The organism is Acinetobacter sp. ANC 3832 (genome assembly GCF_002135415.1).
Lineage (GTDB): Bacteria > Pseudomonadota > Gammaproteobacteria > Pseudomonadales > Moraxellaceae > Acinetobacter.
Map to the genome: position 1 here is coordinate 81503 of NZ_NEGJ01000012.1, position 20394 is coordinate 101896.

13 protein-coding genes are annotated in these 20394 nt (G+C 37.0%); 6 read left to right on the forward strand and 7 right to left on the reverse strand.

Features of this window, described 5'->3' with window-relative positions; all coding sequences use genetic code 11:
• Positions 1–48 precede the first annotated feature (48 nt).
• The 3 genes from B9T35_RS14805 to B9T35_RS14815 all read right to left on the reverse strand — a co-directional run bounded on the left by B9T35_RS14805 (position 49) and on the right by B9T35_RS14815 (position 3035).
• On the reverse strand, positions 49–1101 hold the full coding sequence (locus B9T35_RS14805) for a 3-keto-5-aminohexanoate cleavage protein (protein WP_086191867.1): 1053 nt from the start codon (positions 1099–1101) through the stop codon (positions 49–51).
• A gap of 61 nt (positions 1102–1162) precedes the next feature.
• Complete coding sequence (locus tag B9T35_RS14810; RefSeq protein ID WP_086191868.1) at positions 1163–2011, reverse strand: TauD/TfdA dioxygenase family protein; 849 nt, start codon at positions 2009–2011, stop codon at positions 1163–1165.
• A gap of 37 nt (positions 2012–2048) precedes the next feature.
• A complete protein-coding gene (locus B9T35_RS14815; RefSeq protein WP_086191879.1) occupies positions 2049–3035 on the reverse strand; it encodes a quinone oxidoreductase family protein in 987 nt (328 codons plus the stop codon).
• Between the two features lie 939 nt (positions 3036–3974).
• Here B9T35_RS14815 and B9T35_RS14820 point away from each other — a divergent pair.
• The 5 genes from B9T35_RS14820 (at position 3975) to B9T35_RS14840 (ending at position 8038) form a co-directional block, all read left to right on the forward strand.
• Positions 3975–4670 (forward strand): 3-oxoacid CoA-transferase subunit A, encoded by a 696-nt coding sequence (locus tag B9T35_RS14820; protein ID WP_086191869.1) that lies wholly within the window; start codon positions 3975–3977, stop codon positions 4668–4670.
• Positions 4667–5323 carry a 3-oxoacid CoA-transferase subunit B gene (locus B9T35_RS14825; protein ID WP_086191870.1) on the forward strand — a complete coding sequence of 219 codons (657 nt, stop codon included), beginning with the start codon at positions 4667–4669 and terminating at the stop codon, positions 5321–5323. The genes B9T35_RS14820 and B9T35_RS14825 overlap by 4 nt, the downstream gene beginning before the upstream one ends.
• 270 nt (positions 5324–5593) lie before the next feature.
• The gene (locus tag B9T35_RS14830; protein ID WP_086191871.1) at positions 5594–5947 is read left to right on the forward strand and encodes a hypothetical protein; all 354 of its coding nucleotides are present in this window, start codon (positions 5594–5596) and stop codon (positions 5945–5947) included.
• 1 nt (position 5948) lies between these two features.
• Complete coding sequence (locus B9T35_RS14835; protein ID WP_086191872.1) at positions 5949–7700, forward strand: PepSY-associated TM helix domain-containing protein; 1752 nt, start codon at positions 5949–5951, stop codon at positions 7698–7700.
• Complete coding sequence (locus B9T35_RS14840) at positions 7697–8038, forward strand: DUF3325 domain-containing protein (protein ID WP_086191873.1); 342 nt, start codon at positions 7697–7699, stop codon at positions 8036–8038. Before B9T35_RS14835 ends, B9T35_RS14840 begins: the two co-directional genes overlap by 4 nt.
• Before the next feature lie 859 nt (positions 8039–8897).
• On the opposite strand, the gene B9T35_RS14845 is transcribed toward B9T35_RS14840, so the two are convergent.
• From B9T35_RS14845 to B9T35_RS14855, 3 genes are all read right to left on the reverse strand, one after another.
• A complete protein-coding gene (locus B9T35_RS14845) occupies positions 8898–9383 on the reverse strand; it encodes a hypothetical protein (RefSeq protein WP_213033371.1) in 486 nt (161 codons plus the stop codon).
• A gap of 195 nt (positions 9384–9578) precedes the next feature.
• Complete coding sequence (locus B9T35_RS14850; RefSeq protein ID WP_416202450.1) at positions 9579–10766, reverse strand: putative solute-binding protein; 1188 nt, start codon at positions 10764–10766, stop codon at positions 9579–9581.
• A gap of 382 nt (positions 10767–11148) precedes the next feature.
• On the reverse strand, positions 11149–14073 hold the full coding sequence (locus tag B9T35_RS14855) for a heavy metal translocating P-type ATPase (RefSeq protein WP_086191875.1): 2925 nt from the start codon (positions 14071–14073) through the stop codon (positions 11149–11151).
• Positions 14074–14155: 82 nt separating this feature from the next.
• Here B9T35_RS14855 and B9T35_RS14860 point away from each other — a divergent pair, with 82 nt between their 5' ends.
• On the forward strand, positions 14156–14533 hold the full coding sequence (locus tag B9T35_RS14860; protein WP_086191876.1) for a MerR family transcriptional regulator: 378 nt from the start codon (positions 14156–14158) through the stop codon (positions 14531–14533).
• Positions 14534–14688: 155 nt separating this feature from the next.
• Here the strand turns inward: B9T35_RS14860 and B9T35_RS14865 are convergent.
• Positions 14689–20394: Ig-like domain-containing protein (locus tag B9T35_RS14865; protein ID WP_139842042.1), on the reverse strand; the 5706-nt coding region annotated here is incomplete at its 5' end.

The following is a 20394-nucleotide window of genomic DNA, read 5'->3' on the forward strand; positions in this document are numbered from 1 at the left end:
TACGCTTTTAATACTGATTCAAGTCTAAATTCCTTTTGACTTGATCCCTTACTTACGTAAAGGAACACCCTTTTGTCCAGCTTGGCGATTTGGTGCCATACCATTTTCAAGCAAGGTTTCTTCAATGCTGTCGTACTGTACACCAATACGGTAAATTTCACGTGCTTCTTGACCTGATGCAATTTCACGACCTAACTCATGCGCGATACGCACTGTTTGTTTGATCTGATCAACAGAACCGAAACGCTCACCTTTATGGTCAATGATTGTATCTTCATTACCCACGCGCGCATGCATACCCATTGCCATAGACATGGTGTTAAACGGTAAGACATTTTTTAACAATGACTCAGAGGTTAAAGTGCAACCATCTGGAACACGGTTCAGGAAATTAAAGAAGTTAAATGGATTTGGACCATCAAAACCACCGCCAATCCCAATCCAAGTTAAGTTCATTGGACCCATGTATTGACCTTTACGCACCATACGCTCAAGCGTTTCCAAACCGTGCATCCCTGTCAATTGGAAATGTGGTTGGATACCATTTGCTGTTAAACGTTTCAAATGCTCAATCAGCCATTCTGGACCTGCGGGAACCGTCATTTCTGCATAAGCGGCTTGAATTGCAGGATGCTCAAGCGAAGTCCCTTTTAAATATTCTGGATATAATAATTCCATAATATTCATTTGCGTCGTATTGACCGCAACTGTTACTTGGTCTGGTTTAGGATCTAATTCTGCCAATTTATGGCGAGTATCATCACTCAGCCATACCGCAGCTTCACCGTCACTTTCAGGTGCAAATGAAATTGAACCACCCACTTGAATAATCATGTCAGGAACTTCTGCACGTACACCTGCAATCAGTTCATTAAACTTGGATAAACGCTTAGAACCTTTACCATCAAGCTCACGCACATGTAAATGCAGTACAGTTGCACCTGCTTCGTAGCATTCCACTGCCTTTTGAATTTGCTCATCCATGGTCACTGGAATGTCTTCAGGAAAATCTTCCGGCATCCATTCTGGACCATAAGGCGCAACAGTAATAACCACTTTATCCATATTTTCTGGATGCAAAGAATCATCAAAGAATTGCATATTGATTTCCTATTCTATTTTCTTAAGTTATTGATGAGATCGTGTGATTTAACTTACACATCTAGTAAGTCAAATCACCAATAATGCCTGCTCGTTCCATTTTTCGATGACAGGCTGGGTAATCCATAACTGCGTAATGTTGCGTACAGCGATTATCCCAAATAGCAATACTGTTCGGTTGCCAGCTCCAACGCACTTGAAATTCTGGAATTGCTGCTTGAGTAATTAAATAGCGCAGTAAATCTGCCGCTCCTGGATTAGCATCTTGTCCAAACCGTACGCGGTCTTTAGTATGGTAATTACTAAAATGAGTGGTAAATGAATTTACATACAGAATTTTCTCACCTGTTTCAGGATGAGTCCGAACCACTGGATGTTCTGCATCAGGAAATTTCTCTTTTAATGCCAAACGTTTTTCGATGGGCATTGCTGCACCAAAGCTTGCTTCTATGCTGTGATAAGCACGTAAATCTGCAATCTTTACTTTGATGTCTTCAGGCAAGTTTTCATATGCCATCACCATGTTCGTCCACATGGTGTCGCCACCCACTGTTGGACACTCAACACAGCGAAGTACAGCTCCCATTGGCGGAATTTTTCGCCAGCTTGCATCGCTATGCCAAGCATTTTCATAACGATCAATTGGACTATCGGGGCTTTTATAAATCTGCACCAATCCTGGGTGATCTGGATGGCTACCTACTGCGGGATGATCTTCTAACTGTCCAAAACGTTCTGCAAATGCGACATGCTCAGCTCGAGTTAAGTTCTGATCTCGTAAAAATAAAACACGATGTTTTAACAATTGCGTCCGAATTTCAGAAAACAGACCATCATCCTGAATGGCATCTGCTATATTTACGCCATGTAGCTCTGCGCCTATATTGCAAGTTAACTGTTCAATTTGCATAAGAAATCCTTTCCAAGTACAAACTTAAATAATGAGATTAAATAACAAAAATTGATGAACCTATTGTTTTACGTGCTTCTAAATCACGATGTGCTTGGACTGCATCTGCTAATGCATAACGTTGATTAATTTCAATTTTGATACGTCCACTACTCACATGATCAAACAGCTCATTTGCCAATGCTTTCTTCTCAGCAGGGTCAGCAATATAATCGGCTAAAGCGGGACGGGTAACATAAAGTGAGCCTTTCAACGCCAGTAAAACAGGATCAAAAGCAGGAATCGGACCTGAAGCAGTACCGACACAAACCAATAAACCACGACGTTTTAATGAGTCTAAAGAACCCATAAAAGTATCTTTACCCACACTATCAAACACCACATTCACACCGACACCTTTGGTCAATTCACGGACACGTTCAGCAACATTTTCATGGCTATAATTAATCACATGATCACAACCATGTGCCCGTGCGACAGCCGCTTTTTCTTCTGATGAAGTTGTACCAATCACTGTTAAACCCAGTAATTTCGCCCATTGTGAAACGATCAATCCAACACCACCTGCAGCGGCATGTAATAGAATCGTATCGCCTGCTTTAAAGTCATAAATGCGTCGCATCAAATAAGATGCAGTTAGCCCACGCATTGTCATCGCAGCCGCTGTTTCACAAGAAATGCCTTCAGGTAATTTAATTAAGGCATTGGCAGGAACTAAACGTTCTTCGCTATATGCACCCAAAGTATTGATAAAACCTGTATAAGTCACACGATCACCGACAACAAGATCAGTAATACCCTCACCCACAGCTTCTACTACACCTGAAGCTTCCACACCCATACCATTTGGTAGCGGAATTTGATAAGTACCATTACGGAAATAAGTATCAGCATAATTTAAACCAACTGCGACATGACGTAGACGTACTTCTCCCAATCCAGGGTTACCCACTTCTACATCTTCATAACGCATTACGTCAGGTGTTCCTGTTTCATAGAAACGTACAGCTTTAGTCAAAGTCATTTTTAAATCCATCTTTTGGTTTTTATTCAGTGCTTGCAAGCGCAATAACCCAAACTACAACACTCTGGATATACGCCACTTTACATATGACGACGCATACTTATCCTTTAACGACAACAGTATTGTTTTGGGTGGCACTGTGTTAAATGTCATCCATTGCTTCTACCTATAAATTACAGACGGATAGATATAGGTTTTTGTCCTTAAGTCATCCAAATTTGTCTTTAGGTCACTATTACTTATTCTTTTTTTTAATGACTCATATTTTGATTACTACTTAATAAGAAGAATTAATAATAAAATAAATAGCTTAAGTACTTTTTGACTTGTCATAGAGGTTTTTTTTATAAACGAATATGGCATAAAAATTTGAATAAAAAGATAAATCCCGCATGAAAATAAAATTCAGAATAGGAAGAGTAAATTTTTTAATATATTTAAAAATCAAAGTATTAAAATGAAAAATATGAAATAAATTAAGTAGGGATATATTCACCCTATACCATGAATCCTGAATAAATAAAGCGAGAATCTAAGTGATATTTTTATATTTGATTGATGGTTAAAGCTTCAATATTTCAAACTTTAATTGATCAAACTCATTAGAAATACATGTATATAAAACACAAAAAATAAATAAGAATTAGTGACCTAAAGACAAATTAAGATGACACAAAGACAAAAAAAAGCATCGATTCACTTATATCTTAGCTAAACAGCTAAAACATGATTTTTAGAACAATTGGATCAAGATAATTTGAATTATTTTTGGAAAAGTAGAATACATCATGATTCCTCAATCATATCTATCTTTATTCATTTCGCTAGACATCTTGCATCAGTATCTACAACCTCTTTGATTTTCTATTGAGCAGTGAAACTCAAAAGCTTTATGTAAGAAATCTACTATTTATACATTATACAAATGGAGTTGTTTTTGTGATTGATAAAACCTCAGCTTTATTAATGGAAGCACTGTCCCAAATTAAAGATGGCTCAACAATCATGATCAGTGGGTTTGGTACAGCAGGTCAGCCAGCCGAACTCATTTATGGTTTAGTCGAATTAGGTCTGAAAGACTTGGTCATTATTAATAACAATGCCAGTAATGGTGAATATGGGCTGGCCCAACTGCTTAAAGCAGGTGCTGTTCGAAAACTCATTTGTTCTTTCCCACGTCAAGCTGATTCTTATATTTTTGATGAATTATATCGTGCAGGAAAAATTGAATTAGAACTCGTTCCTCAAGGTAATCTTGCTTGTCGCATTCAAGCTACGGGGATGGGACTCGGTCCTATTTATACACCCACGGGTTTTGGAACATTATTAGCCGAAGGTAAACCGACACTGAATTATGAGGGTAAAGATTTTGTTTTAGAAAATCCTATCCATGCTGACTTTGCATTAATTAAAGCGCAACAAGGTGATCGTTGGGGAAATTTGGTCTATCGAAAAGCTGCTCGTAACTTCGGTCCAATTATGGCAATGGCGGCTGATTGTACAATTGCACAAGTCTCTGAAGTGATTGAACTTGGTCAGTTAGATCCTGAACACATCATTACCCCAGGTATTTTTGTTCAACACGTTATTCAAGTTACACCTGAACAATCATCAGCATTGGAGATTTTAAAATGAGCTATACAAAATTAAGTCGTGACCAAATTGCTGAACGTGTGGCACAAGATATTCCAGATGGTGCTTACGTCAATTTAGGCATTGGTTTACCCACCAAAATTTCAAAATATTTACCTGCCGATAAAGATGTATTTTTACATTCTGAAAATGGAATTTTAGCTTTTGGCCCCCCTCCTAAAAAAGAAGATGAAGATTCTGAATTAATTAATGCAGGTAAAGAATTTGTGACGTTACTGAAAGGTGGCGCTTATTTTCATCATGGCGATTCATTTGCCATCATGCGTGGCGGACACTTAGATATTTGCGTACTTGGTGCATTTCAAGTTGCAGAAAATGGCGATCTAGCAAATTGGCATACGGGTGCTACTGATGCAATTCCTGCAGTCGGCGGAGCAATGGACTTGGCAATTGGTGCTAAAAAAGTTTTTGTAACTACAGACCATGTCACTAAAAATGGTGAACCTAAGATTGTCGCGGAATTAACCTATCCTGCAACGGGCTTGAAATGTGTAGACCGTATTTATACTGATTTATGTGTAATCGATGTAACAACTGAAGGTTTACAAGTCATTGAAAAAGTTGAAGGGTTAAGTTTTGAAGAGTTACAGACGATGACTGGAACAAGATTAATCGATAAGACGTTGAGTAAATAAGTTGATCAAACCTCCTTGTATTTTCATTTTGGTACAGGGAGTTTTATATAATAATTAAGGCTTAAGAAGTTAAACAAATTGTTATAAAAACAAAAAATAAACTCTTAAAAATTTCAAATAATATAACGTCAAAACCCTTTCCTAAACATTTATATGCAAAAACTCTAAAAATAAAGTCTTAAATTTTAATCAGCTAGGTTTTAAAAGTTAATAATAATTGTTATCATTTATATTATTGATTTACTTTTACTCTATTTAGACGCCACGCCTATGAATAGCCAGACTGAACTGCCTACGCTTGATGCGATAGTTTCAAATCCGACTGTATCAAACAAGATTAAATCACGGGCTTCGCTCATGACTTATCGATTGATGATTTTATATCGCTTCATTTTAGCAATTTTTGGCGGATATATACTCTCTACATTAGTGGCAATTGTCACAGCTCAAGTTTTTGCTGACTACCGCGCTAGTGCAGTCATGACAGCAACTTTACTCGCATTTACAGTACATTGTTGCGCCTTTATTTGGGTGTTTATGGTGAATAAAACATTAAAAGCAAGTTTAGGAATCATTATTCCGAGCATTGTTTTATTTATGATCTCCCAAGTTTTAGGAAAATAGAATGAGAGTCGATAGTAAAGTTGAGGGTCCTCGTCAGTCCATGTCTTGGCTACATACATGGGCGAGTTTAATTCTAGGATGGTTACTTTATGCTATTTTCCTAACAGGAACCCTTAGTTTTTTTCAAAATGAAATCTCTGTGTGGATGAAGCCTGAGCTTCATCAATCAATTCCAAGTCAGTCACAAGTTCAGCAAACTCAAGTTGCGTTGAATTATCTTCAAAAAAATTATCCAAATGCTGGGAGTTGGAATATTCAACTCCCCAATTCAAGACAAACCACAACCGAAATTAATATTCGAAAACAAGGCGAAGATTTAAATGCGCGACGTGGTGGAGAGCGAATTACATTAGACAGTGCTACAGGGGCAGTACTTAAAGCACGTGAAACACGCGGTGGTAGTTTCTTGTATCGCTTTCACTTCGAACTTTATGGTTTACCACGTATTTGGGCACGTTGGATTGTTGGCTTAGCCACCATGTTAATGCTTGTTGCCATTATTAGTGGTGTGATTACACATAAAAAAATCTTTAAAGATTTCTTTACATTTCGCTCAGGTAAAGGTCAGCGTTCTTGGTTAGATGCACATAATGCCACAGCTGTTTTCGCACTGCCCTTTCATATTATGATCACTTTTAGCGGCTTACTATTGCTTATGTTTACTCTCATGCCTTGGGGAATCAACCAAGTGTATGAAAGTCGTCAAGAGTTTTTACAAGATCAAAGAACGACAACGGCTCAGCAAAATAAACAACGATCCGAAGGTCGTGACAATCAGGCTCAGGGAGAACAATCTACACGCCAAGGAAATCGTGGTTCAAATCATGAAGGGCAAAAAAATCAACATGGTGAGGGACGAGAGCGACAAGGCGATCAGAAGCAGATACAAGCTGCCCCACTTACTGATTTAGCACCCATGCTGACCTATGCTCAATCGCAATGGAAAGACAATCCAATTGCATCCATCAATATTATTGCTCCCAATACAAATAAAGCCACAGTAGAGCTCAAAGCGCTCTATTCTGAAAGTTTAGTCACACGCAATATTATGCCAAGCTTTAAATTTAATGGCGTAACAGGGCAAATAGAGAGAAAGGACAATGTTTCACAGCAAACGTCAGTTCCAATGGGCATTTATAATGTTGTGACTGTTCTTCATGAAGCACGTGGTGTAGATTTGGCTTTACGCTGGTTGTTGTTTGTCTCAGGTGTCTTTGGCACCCTTATGGTCGCAACTGGGCTTATTTTATGGTGTGTAAAACGTGCACCTCAACAGCAGAAACAAGGCTATAAATCTTTCGGATATCGTTTGGTTGAAGTCACCAATATTGCAGCTATTATTGGCTTACCGATTGCCTGTGCAGCATATTTTTATGCGAACCGTTTTATTCCTGCTGAAATGGATATGCGTCTGAATTGGGAAATTCGTATTTTCTTTATCGTATGGTTACTCAGTATTATTCATGCAAGTTTTAGAGTTCATAAACAGGCATGGCTTGAACAACTCATGTTTGCTTCTATTGCCTTTGCACTGTTACCGATCATCAACTTTATGACAGGTGGTCAAGCCATTTGGAACAGTATTGCAAATGATCAATGGATGATTGCAACTTTTGATTTAATGTCATGGTTGCTGGCAATTTTATTCCTTTATTCCTTTTATAAAGTGAAAAAGCATCAGGGCTTAGCAACTAAAAAAGGCAAATCAACAACAATTACTTCTAATGTGGTAGCTAAGGAGATTGAAACATGATTTGGTTTTTACTCATTTGGTCTCTAAGTAGCTTAGGCTTTATTGCCCTAGCAAGCAGTATGTCTAAACATCAAAAACAAATTTTTGGTTATGAACTTAATACGCAGAAGACACGTATTGCTCTCGTAATCGGTTGGTCATGTTTGATTCTTAGCTTAATTGCATGTATCTGGCAAAGTAATGTCAGCATTGGAATGAGCTATTGGATCGGTGCTTTAACCTTGGTTGCTTTAGTCGTTGCCTATGCTTTAACTTATTTTGCAAATAAAATGAAAATTCTTGTTCTAGGATGCATCATCATTCTGATCATCAGTATCTTGCTAGAATTTCTCTTATAACGTCAATCTAAGTTCAGAGATAAAGCTATCCTTTTATAAAAGACGAGTGATGTAAATAATTCGTCTTTTATTTTGCTCATAATCATCATTTGTTAGTCGATTTAGAGTGAAATTTTAGACAAAAAAAATCTTGTTATTTGGGGAATAAATAACAAGATTCTAAATTACAACATTTGGTGTTTTTTTATTATTTTATTTTAAAAGAAGTTCTAATGCTCCCTTGATTTGAATTATATGACTTATTTCACATTTTTCAACAATAAAATTTAGTGAATCACGCTTTATATTACTTTTTTATATCAACCAATATGTATTTTCTTTTTTAACCATTGGTATAACTTAGATGATACGGATCTCCTTGTAATTTTAGGTTATCTTACAGAAAATTTCTCTTATACAAAAAAACTCTAAATGAAAGGCAAAAAAAACCTCATGCAAAAAGGTTGCATGAGGACTAAAAACTAGAGAGAGAATAAAAAAGAAACTACAGCGTCTCGATATACATATAATCATATATATGTTTATATCTTATGTCAAATATTTTACTGTAAATAAATTGAACTTTGCTGAATAAAAATTAAATAGATTACAAGTAATAAGCTAAATGAATTTATAGTTCAAAATTAAAAATATACAAGACACTGATTTTAAAAAATATATAAACCAGTGGGTTTTTAAGCTTAAAATGACAGTGCTAGAACAAAAAAAGCTAGTCTCATTTGGATATAAGACTAGCGATCCTAAAAATTTAGAAAGCAGAGAATTAATACTATTTCATCAGATTAATTTTTATAGAACGCACTTAAAGTATTCAATACTCAATAAAAATTAGTATTAAATGCTTTACTCTTAAAATCTTTTAAGTCGTTTTTTTAGCTATATTATCTAAAACCATAGAACAAGCTTTTTGCTTAATTCCTTTTTCAAACTTAAAAATGCTGATTAAACGCGACGTAATACTGGCCCTCTTATAGTTTCCATTTGTATCAAAATTCTTTTCAATCGTGACAAATGTAGGTGTTTCACATTCAAACATATATTCTATATAGGCATATGAAGCATTACCCGTTTTTATATTTCTAGAAACCAAGTAACCAACAGCCCCTACTTTATTGATTTGAGCACTTTTGCCATCAAAAGATTTCTCACGAAATGTTGCTTGAATATATTCCGTACTCTCCGCTTCAAAACGTTGAACATCAAAATCTAAAAAATCAGGATCTTGTTTAGCCTTTGTTACTTTTTCTACAAACTTAACCACATCTATCGAGGTAGGTAGCACATTTGTACTTGCAAAACCTTGTGTACAAATTGCTAATGTTAGAATTGGTAATATTTTTTTCATCATTTCAATTATTAACTTGATCAAAGTAAATCAATACTAACATTAATTTTTGCGTTAATTCAGTTAGATAGTTTTCTAAATCACCTACTTATAAAACTTACCCCCTATCAAATTAAAATAAGTTATTGAATTCATTTTTATGAACGGTACTTTATCAATACACGTCCACACAATATAAAGCTTAAACCCAACTATTTATTCATCCGTCAATGCACATTCAAAGCTACTTGGATTTTGACCACAACGAACTTTTTTCAAAATTTTCATCATTGCAGGATCATAAAAACCTTCTTTGGTCATCTGAATACGGGCTTCACGCATAATCTTGATATAACCAGGTTTATCTGCTTCGCGCATTTCCATCCAATATTTATCAGGGATTTCATTTTCCATTTTATCTACAAATTGGAATGCTGGACTTAATTGTTTAGAAATCATTTCACGTGCAATCGACCCCATTCCCACAGGGAATTTATTGCGGTGCATGATGAGTGTTCCTGTGACTTGAATTAGTGGGAATTTAATGATTCCACCTACAACTTTACCTGATTTATCCGTCATTCCTTTATAAAGTTCCAACGGTTTATAAAGTAAAGCGGGACCTGCCATAATATCCACTTCTTTATTATTGAACTTACCCCCGACACTGAGTAGATCAACAGATACAGGTTGGGCACCCACATTTTGCACCAATTTTTTCTGCGTACCATCAAAATTCATCACCGCAACTTTCTTACCTGCTGCTTTGGCTAAAGTATCAATTCGACGATCTGTCACCATAATATAAGCTGCACCTAATGGCACAATCCCCACAACTTCATAGTCATTATTGACCATTTTGGCATCGAATTCTGGACGAGTAAGTAGTTGGATAACAGCTGAAAGTTGTTTATAGTTTTGCAGTGCGCCAATCGCATCAATACTTCCGACGAATGAGTTAAATTGACGAGCACGTAGGTTACTAATGCCTGCACCATCACATTTTTTACTACGGAAGTCTTCAGTCAGCACACGTTCATCGGTATACACACGCAAATTCAGTGTTGTTGAAGCTGATTTTTTAAGTTTCGGATAATTCAAATCAATATTCATTTGTAATTTGGATGGACGAGTAATTTTCATGTCCACGCCAAATTCTTTGGCTACTTGTGCAATTCGTGGTAATTCACTGATATAAGTAGTTGCTTGCTCAAATGCTTCACCACTTGCACCATCTGGTGAATAAACACATAGAGTCACCACTTTTGGAATCTGTTGCCAAATTTTAGGATCATCCATCAACGTCCTAATTTTCTTTTTAGAATGTTCTGATAAGGTTAAATCAAGTTTTGGTGCTACAGGTGCAGCCTGTGTCATCTGTGCTAAACCCATCATTCCTAACATTGAAATCACAAGTAAAGATGATTGAAAGCCTCGTTTTACCTGTTTATGTGGTTCATTTTTTTTAATATTTAACATTATTATTCCCTGATTATTTAATCCCACAATCTTATCCAAAGGATAATCCAATTATTCCTATGTATCACTCACGTGAACTTAGTACTACATTACTCATTTTTTAGACACAATAAATTGACTTATTAAAATCCAACTTTTGTCAGAAAAGATAGCTTTGAGTTGATTCCTTTAAATTTTAGCTGATTTGGCTGTTTAATTTTTTAACTTAAGCCATTGATGCTTTGCATAATGTACATTTATTTTTATCAAAGACTTAAAAGATAAATAGGCTACTTGAAAGTAGCCTATTTATCTAACCAATAAAAATTTAAGATTTACTTAAACGTAGTGCATTTAACACGACCGATAATGAACTTAATGACATGGCAATGGCTGCGACCATCGGTGTGAGTAACCATCCTGTAAATGGAAAGAAAATACCCGCAGCAATAGGAACACCTAAGCCATTATATAAAAATGAAAATGCGAGATTTTGCTTCATGTTTTTCACACCTGCTTTTGCTAAATGTAAAGCATCCGCCACACCACGAATATCACCTTTCACCAACGTCACTTGAGCTGTTTGTTTCGCAATATCGGTTCCATTGCCCATGGCAATACCCACATCGGCTTGAGCGAGTGCAGGTGCATCATTAATACCATCACCTGCCATGGCAACGAATTTACCTTGAGCTTGATATTGCTTCACAATATTTAACTTTTCAGTTGGATCACAATTGCCATAAACATGTTGAATGCCTAATTCTTTCGCCACAATTTTCGCATTTTGCTCATGATCACCAGTTGCCATAATCACTTCGATCCCATCAGCATGTAGCTGATTAATCAATTGTTTAGCATTGGATTTAATGGCATCGTGAATAGCAATATATGCCAATACTTCTTGGTCATTTGCGAGAAAGCTGAGTGATGCATTACTTTCTTCACGCAATTGGCTTAAATGTTGCTCTAAAGCTGAATCAATATGAATACCAATATTACTCAATAACTTTTGACTGCCGACATAAACCATCTGACCATCAAGTAAACCTTTTACGCCAAATCCCGTCACATCTTCAAAATCTTGAATCTGTAATAATTGCGCTCTCGGTACAAGCTTCGTCAAAGTTTGCGCAATTGGATGAGTTGAATATTGCTCTAAAGATGCAATCCAAAGCTCAGCTTGTGTTTGATTGATATTGCTAGACAGTACTTTAATTTCTTTTAGGCTAGGTTTACCTTCAGTCAATGTTCCTGTTTTATCAACAATCACCACATTCACTTTACTTAAAGCTTCAATGGCTTCAGCATTTTTAAATAATACGCCTTTTTGTGCAGCACGCCCTGTGGTTGCCATCACAGACATCGGCGTTGCTAAACCCAAAGCACATGGGCAAGCAATAATTAAAACAGCAACTGCACACATTAATGCGAGGTCAAAATTTCCTTGACCGAAGAACATCCAAGCAGCAAAAGTAAGCACACTAATCGCAAGTACAATCATCACAAAATATTTAGCAACCACATCTGCCATTCTTTGCAATGGTGCTTTTGAACGTTGTGCATCCGCCACAGTTTGAATCATTTTTGCCAGTGTGGTTTGTGTACCAACAGCCGTCGTTTCTATTCGAATACTGCCTTGTTGGTTGACTGTACCACCAATGACTTGATCATCTTTTTCCTTTTTCACAGGCGCAGGCTCACCTGTCATCATTGATTCATCAACATAGGTTTTTCCATCAATAACAACACCATCTAATGGAATTTGTTCACCTGATGAAATTTGTAATATATCGCCTTGTTTGATCTGACTAATTTCAACTTCCACAGCTTGACCATTTTCAATCCGTTTGGCTGTACTCGGCTGTAATTTCAATAATGATCGCAATGAATCTGCTGTTTTTGAACGTGCTTTCAACTCCATCATTTGCCCAAGTAAACTGAGCGTGACGATCATACAAGCGGCTTCAAAATAAACAGCGACGCCATGTCCTGTTTTCGCTTCCATTGGAATGAGAGATGGAAAAATCGTAGCAATCACACTGTAAATAAATGCAGCTAAAATTCCGACACCAATTAAACTCCACATATTTAAATGCCAAGTTTTGTAAGAAATCCAACAGCGCTCTAAGAATGGCCACCCTGCCCACAGCACCACAGGTAAAGATAAAACCAACTCAATCCATGGTTGAATATGTTGTGGAATAAAGGCATGAATATGTGAACCCATGGCTAAAACAAAAACGATGAGTGTGAATGGCAGTGTTTTCCAAAAACGATTGGTAAAATCAACCAATTCAGGATTTGGACCTTCATCCAAACTCGGTTGCATCGGCTCTAAAGCCATGCCACAAATTGGGCATGTTCCCGGTCCTTTCTGTACAATTTCAGGATCCATTGGGCAAGTGAACAGCACATCATCCATACCTTCGGGCGCAACACGTTGATCCATTGGAATCAGATAGGGTTCAGGGTCATTTTTAAATTTATCCACACAAGATGGATTGCAAAAATAATAAGTTTGACCTTGATAATCTGTTTTTAAATTCGTACTAGTTTTGACCGACATACCACATACAGGATCTATAGCAGTATCAGCATCCATAGGCATGGAATGATGATGCACATGTGGATGGTCTTTATGATCCGAACCACAGCAAGATGACTTTTTAACTTCAGCTTTCACCTCAGGTTTTGAACCACAACATGACGATGTTTGTGGCTCAATTTGCAAATATTTTTCAGGTTCAGCATTAAATTTATTCACGCAACTTTCTGAACAAAAATAATATTCTTTTCCTTTATAAATACTGCGATGTTTAGAATCGGTTTTTACCTGCATACCACAAACTGGATCAATCACTGTTTGTGCAACAAGGATAGAATCTTCCGTGATATGTGAATGCTCACTTCCACAACAGCTAGAACTTTTAACTTCAGGTTGTTTCTCTTTGCTACCACAGCAAGAAGATGCTTTTTCTTCTGCTTTAATCTGCGTTCGATTTTCATATATGGCTTTACTACCACAGCCACATCCCTTTTTAGATACTTCTTTATTCTGTAAATAATGTTCTGGATTTTGTGCAAATTTTTGCTTACAACCATCACAACAGAATAGATATTTTTTCCCATCATATTCAAAAGAATGTGATGAATCTTCAGCCACGGTCATACCACAAACAGGATCTAGCTTAACCACTTCAATTGTTGAATCTTGCCCTGAACAGCAGGAAGACTTATGTTGCTCATTCATCCAATTCACCTATTTTCTTTTTTGATTGTGTTAGAATAAAGTCCGTACCCAGGTACAGTGTCAAGTTTTTTATGAGGTTTTTATGATCACGATTGGAAAATTGGCAAAACAGTGTCATGTGAATGTTGAAACGATTCGTTATTACCAACGGATTGGTTTAATGCGTATCCCAGAAAGTCATACCAGTTATCGTTATTATAATGAACAAGATATTGAAACATTAAGCTTTATTCAAAAAGCCAAGGATGCAGGCTTACAACTGAGCGAAGTACAAGAGTTGCTCAATTTGCAACTGAATGATCGTGAGCAAGTTCGTCATGTAATTGAACAACGCTTAGAAAAAATAGATCAACGTATTCATGAATTAAATGCCTTAAAATCTCGGTTAAGCACTTGGGTTGATGAATGTAAAACCACTTCAGAAAATAGTTGTCCAATTTTAAAAGAACTCAAGCAGTAGATTATCTAAAGTGATTTTGCATAACTCATTTCTATTGCTTCTTATAAGCTAAAATAAAGAGCTTGTGAATATTTATGTAGAATATTCACATTAATTTTGACTACAAAAAAGCTCCCGAAGGAGCTTTTTTACTGTGTAAATTTTAAATCAAATCATTAAAAAATAATTTGATTATTTTTAAGTAGCTCATCTAAATCAAACTTAGTGTTTTGCTGAGTTAATAACAATAAATTTTCAGTTTGATAATGCGTACCTTGTCCATCACGATCAATCGTTAGTGTTGCAGTTTGAGTGCTTTCATCATATTGAACATCTAAATAATCGTGAATGTTCAATGTAGTTGCTGTCGAATCAAGAAGATGTGATAAGTTAATTTTCTGCGCTGAACCAACAATAAAATCATTTTCAGTTGTTGTGAGATGACCACCAAGGTTGTCGTCATTTAATACATTAAAAATGATATCACTGGTTTGTACAGACTTAGTTTTCATTAACTGATCATTGATTAAAATGTCATCTACCAAATCATCTGTCATAAATGTACTCATTTTTGCAGTAGATTGTTCAAGTGGCTTAGGTTCAATCGCCATATTAACAGTTACCTCGACTGAGCCACCATGACCATCATTTACTGTCACGACAAAACTATCTGATTGATATTTATAGCTCGTTCCAGGCTCGTAATTATAGTTACCATCTTTATCAATTTTAACTGTCAAACCATTTTTCGATGTGACAGTTGATGGGTAATTTAATATATCACCATCCACATCAGTTACACCCAATGAACCCGTCACAGAACCAGATTGCATAACAGTGTTATTAATCACTGGTTGTGTTGCTGTTGGTACATCATTCACGTTTTCAACATGAACAGGTAAATCAACTTTGGTAATTCCACCCTGACCATCATTGATGGTGACTGTAATTTTATCTACACCGAAGTAGTCTTTATTGCCTGTATACGTAATGTTACCATTCTTATCAATTGAGACAACGCCATGCCCAGCACTCACGCTATAAATCAGTTGTTCTAATGGTGTATCAATATCCGTAACTTTCAAGTGATCACTTAACTTAAAGCTAATAGATGCTTCTTCAACTGCTTCAACATTTTTAATGACTTCAACTTCTGGTGCATCATTCACCTCAAGGACATTTACGGTCACTTTGATAGAAGAAGAACCATCCTGCTCATCTGTCACTGTAATGGTAAATTCGTCAGCACCACTATAATTCTCACTTGGCTTATAAACATAAGTACCATCAGCATTTACAGTGACTGTACCGTGCTTAGGCGCTGTTCCAGCACTAAAGGTTAAACGGTTACTGTCCACATCAGACGCTGTGACATTGCCTTTATAACTACGATCTTCAAGTACTGTAATAGAAGAATCATGACCAACTGGTAAATCATTTATAGAGTTAACTTCTACAGGCACCATCACTTTAATCGTGCCACCTTTACCATCGCTCACTTCAACGATAAAGTTGTCTTTACCAAAATAGTTCGCATTTGGTGTATATACCCATTTGCCATCAACTTGCGTCAATGTACCGTTCTTCGGTTGAGTCTTGATAACAAAGTCATCCGCAATCGCACCATTGAGTTTGATATAAGTCGAAATATCAAGTATCGAATTATCCTCATCAACAGTAATCAACTCAGCTACTGCATCTGGCACACCAGTGACATGAATATCAATCACTAACGGTGTGACGCCACCTTGGCCATCATTCACATACACAGTCACAGATGTTGACTCGGTATCCATTGTAGGTGGTGTATAAGTATATTGACCTGTTACAGAATCAATCACCAATTTACCGCCGTTTTCAGTTGTAAACTCAGTTTCTAATACACCACCTTTTGACGGATCATTGAAACTATAAGTTAACTTATCACCATCCACATCAGTTGCTTTAAGTTGGCCTGAAACCATCACATCCGTATTGGTTTCGATTGTTTCATTCACTACATCTGGTGCATCATTTACAGGTGTAACATCAATGAGCACTGGAATTTTAGTGATCGAGCCATCAGCATTTTTTACTGTGACATAGAAACTATCTTTACCATTGAAGTTCTCATTCGGTGTGTACTGATATTTACCATCAGCATCAACTGTCACTTTACCGTATGATGGGTTTGTTACAGAGCTGAACGTACCACCATTGAAATCAATCTGACCATCTGTAATCGCTGTATCTTCTTCAGTTTCATCTTTTACAGTTGGCGCAATAGTAATATCAATTTTACTTTCATTACCATCCGTATCTTTCACAATAATTGTGAAATCATCACCTTGATCTTCTGCACCTGGTTTTGGTGTATATGTGTAATCACCAGTATCAGGATCTACGACAACCGTACCTTGCCCTGGATTATTTGGATCAAGCTCATAAGTTGGCTTTTTATCTGGATCTACAGGTGAATCATCTGGAATTTCTGTTCCATCTTTGATGTCTTCACCACCTGTTACACCCGCAGCCGTAACAGTGATATTGACCACAACATCAATTGTTTTACCTGGATTATCTCGATCTGTGACCGTAACAACAAAGCTATCTTGACCATAAAAATCAGCATCTGGTGTATACGTATATTTACCTGTCAAAGGATCTAAAACAATTGAACCATGAGCAGGGCCAGTTTTTTCAGTATAGTTATAAGAAATATCGTCTAACTGGCGACCATCAACAGTTCCGTCTATAGCCACATTTTCTTTAGTGGTTTTCGCTTCCGCAGATGCTGTTAATAAGTAATCAATATTAATCGTAATATTTAACGTATCTGGGAGTGAGTTTGCACCCTCATCATCTGTAACAATGATTTGGATCACATCTTCACCATGCGCCCCTGCTTTAGGCTTGTACGAGTATTTACCTGTCAACGTATCAAGTTTTAATACACCTTTATCTGTTGTAACCGTAATATAACGACCATCATTTTCTGTGATATTTTTAACATCAGCAGGTTTGAATGTGAATTTATTACTGTCTACATCAGTGGCAACTACCTCACCATAAACGGCTTGGCCTTCAGTGGTATTACGCTCATCATCCTCTCCAATCGGTGCATCATTGACTGGTGCAACTTCTACAGGAATGATGACTTCGACAATACCGCCATGCTCATCTTTGACACGGATAACAAAATTATCTTTCCCAAAATAATCTTTATTCGGGGTGTAAATAAATGATTTTGACGCTTCATCGTAACGAACAGTACCATTAGATGGTTGGTTCGCAATATCAATTAAAATATCTTCAGCGTTTGTCTCTTTGTCAGAAATTTTAATTAAATCATCAATTTTGATGGTTAATGGCTTATCTTCTGTGACATGTAATTCATCAAAACCGACTGCAAGCTCAACCTCAGGTAAGGCATTCACTTTCACATTTACTTCTGTAGTCGTGGTTCCACCTTTACCATCACTCACAGTAATCACAAAATTATCTGGCCCGTCGAAGCCTTCATTTGGTGTGTAGGTATAAGTACCGTCTGTATTTAACACAACAGTACCATTCTTCGGTGGCTCTGAAACAGAATAGTTTAAGGTATCTCCATCTCTGTCTGCACCTGTATAAGTACCTGTAACAGAAGTATTGGCATTGGTTACAGTATCTTCTGCCGTCAACGTTGGTGCTTCATTAATATCGACTTTAACTGTTACATCAACAGTACTACCATGTCCATCACTTACACTTACAGTGAATGAGTCATCATCACCATAATAGTCCTTAGGTGGCGTATAAGTGTAGTCGCCTGTATTAGGATCAACAGTCACTTTACCGCCTTTAGGCGTTGTGAATGTATTGTCTTCACCAGTCACAGGTGTCAAGCCTTTTACAGTGTACGTTAATGTATCACCATCAACGTCCATAACTTCAATCTTGCCTGTTTGGGTTTCATTTTCCTGAATTGCAATTGGCTGATCAGCTTCAGCAGTTAATGGATCATCTACAGGTGTAATTTCACCTTTGATCACGATCTCAGAAGATAAACCTCGTGGGTCACTCACTTTAATCGTGAATTCATAAGCGCCATTTGCATTGTCATTTGGATAGAATTTATATTCACCCGTTTTTGGATCAACTTCAACACGACCTTGTGTAGGTTGCTTACTTACAGAATAAGTCAACTCAGTCGCGAAGTTATCTTCATCTTTACCTGTTACTTTACCTGTCAGCGGAGAGTCTTTATCGTATGTATCTTCATCAAATGTATTTAAGATAATTTCAGAACCTTCAACAAAGACTGGTTTATCATTTACCCAAATATCAACTTTAACAATGAGATCATTAGCTGTATTTACACCATCTGAAACGGTCACATTAAAGAAGTCTTGCACTTTACCATTGAAGCCATCACCTTTGTAATTGGCATCTGGTGTGAAGGTATACACGCCCGTTTTTGTATCTAAGATTAATGTGCCAATATCTTGACCAGCATCATCTTTCAATGCCACTGTTTGAATAGCGCCACCTTCAGTAATGATATGTTTTGAGCCAGCTGTATTGAATTTAAATGTTAAATCATCACCATCAACATCTTTCACCGCAATGAAACTTGTAACGGATTTACCAGAGTCTGTAATCAAGGGTTGATCTAAGTCTGCTTCGAGTGGATCGTCGACTGGATTTATAGTTACAGGAATTTCTACAACTGTTGTTGCTCCATCCTTATCCGTTATCGTTACTGTAAACTTGTCCTCACCGTTGTAATCTGGGTTCGGTTTATACGTATAACTACCATCTGGATTTACTTCTACAGTTCCGTGCTTCGGTTGTTCTGTTACTTCATAAATAACATCCTTACTCGGATCAGATGTGTTTCCGCTATCTTTACCACCAATATTGCCCGTAATGTCGGTATCTTCATCACCTACTCCTCCAGTAATATCACTGGTTGGATATGGGTTCAGTTTAATATCTACTGTCGCAGAATCTGATAATAGACCTGAGCCATCCTTTACTTGGTAAGTAAAGCTGTCAGATGTCCATTGTTTCGCTTTATCTGTATTTGGGCGTGTATAGATATATGAACCATCTGCTTTAACAGTAACCGTACCGCCTTGTGCAGTCGTAAATGTATAACCATTTTCGCCTACTGGCACCTCTTGACCGTTAATAATAATCTTAAGTTCAGATTTCTTATCTGCACCATTTTCATCTTTATCACTGTCATTGCTTAAGATATTACCTGTCGAACTTAAATCTTTAACAACAAGTTCATCATTTTCAGCAATTGGTTTTGGATTAACTTTTATTGTCAATGTACCTGTCGCTGTACCACCTTGACCATCTGAAATTTCATATTTAACTGTATCTGTACCACTAAAACCTTCTGCAGGTGTGTAAGTATAGCTACCATCTGGATTAAAGGTAATTGTGCCACCTCCAGTTGTCGTAACAGCCCCAGTAGTCACAGTTAATTGGTCTTTTTCACCTTCCGGCTGTAATGCCCAATCTTTATCTGTGTCATTTTTCAATACAGATTCAGTCGAAGTAAACGGTTGGCCTTCTTGTGCGATTGCTACATCATCAACCGCTGTCGGATCATCATTTACTGGATCGATAGTTACAGGAATTTCTACAACTGTTGTTGCTCCATCCTTATCCGTTATCGTTACTGTAAACTTGTCCTCACCGTTGTAATCTGGGTTCGGTTTATACGTATAACTACCATCTGGATTTACTTCTACAGTTCCGTGCTTCGGTTGTTCTGTTACTTCATAAATAACATCCTTACTCGGATCAGATGTGTTTCCGCTATCTTTACCACCAATATTGCCCGTAATGTCGGTATCTTCATCACCTACTCCTCCAGTAATATCACTGGTTGGATATGGGTTCAG

What these genes read in the sequence shown, in the direction of transcription:
- B9T35_RS14805 (WP_086191867.1), bottom strand. Translation starts at nt 1,101, where the DNA reads ATGCAATTCTTTGATGATTCTTTGCATCCAGAAAATATGGATAAAGTG.
- B9T35_RS14810 (WP_086191868.1), bottom strand. Translation starts at nt 2,011, where the DNA reads ATGCAAATTGAACAGTTAACTTGCAATATAGGCGCAGAGCTACATGGC.
- B9T35_RS14815 (WP_086191879.1), bottom strand. Translation starts at nt 3,035, where the DNA reads ATGACTTTGACTAAAGCTGTACGTTTCTATGAAACAGGAACACCTGAC.
- B9T35_RS14825 (WP_086191870.1), top strand. Translation starts at nt 4,667, where the DNA reads ATGAGCTATACAAAATTAAGTCGTGACCAAATTGCTGAACGTGTGGCA.
- B9T35_RS14830 (WP_086191871.1), top strand. Translation starts at nt 5,594, where the DNA reads ATGAATAGCCAGACTGAACTGCCTACGCTTGATGCGATAGTTTCAAAT.
- B9T35_RS14835 (WP_086191872.1), top strand. Translation starts at nt 5,949, where the DNA reads ATGAGAGTCGATAGTAAAGTTGAGGGTCCTCGTCAGTCCATGTCTTGG.
- B9T35_RS14840 (WP_086191873.1), top strand. Translation starts at nt 7,697, where the DNA reads ATGATTTGGTTTTTACTCATTTGGTCTCTAAGTAGCTTAGGCTTTATT.
- B9T35_RS14845 (WP_213033371.1), bottom strand. Translation starts at nt 9,383, where the DNA reads ATGAAAAAAATATTACCAATTCTAACATTAGCAATTTGTACACAAGGT.
- B9T35_RS14850 (WP_416202450.1), bottom strand. Translation starts at nt 10,766, where the DNA reads ATGTTAGGAATGATGGGTTTAGCACAGATGACACAGGCTGCACCTGTA.
- B9T35_RS14855 (WP_086191875.1), bottom strand. Translation starts at nt 14,073, where the DNA reads ATGAATGAGCAACATAAGTCTTCCTGCTGTTCAGGGCAAGATTCAACA.
- B9T35_RS14860 (WP_086191876.1), top strand. Translation starts at nt 14,156, where the DNA reads ATGATCACGATTGGAAAATTGGCAAAACAGTGTCATGTGAATGTTGAA.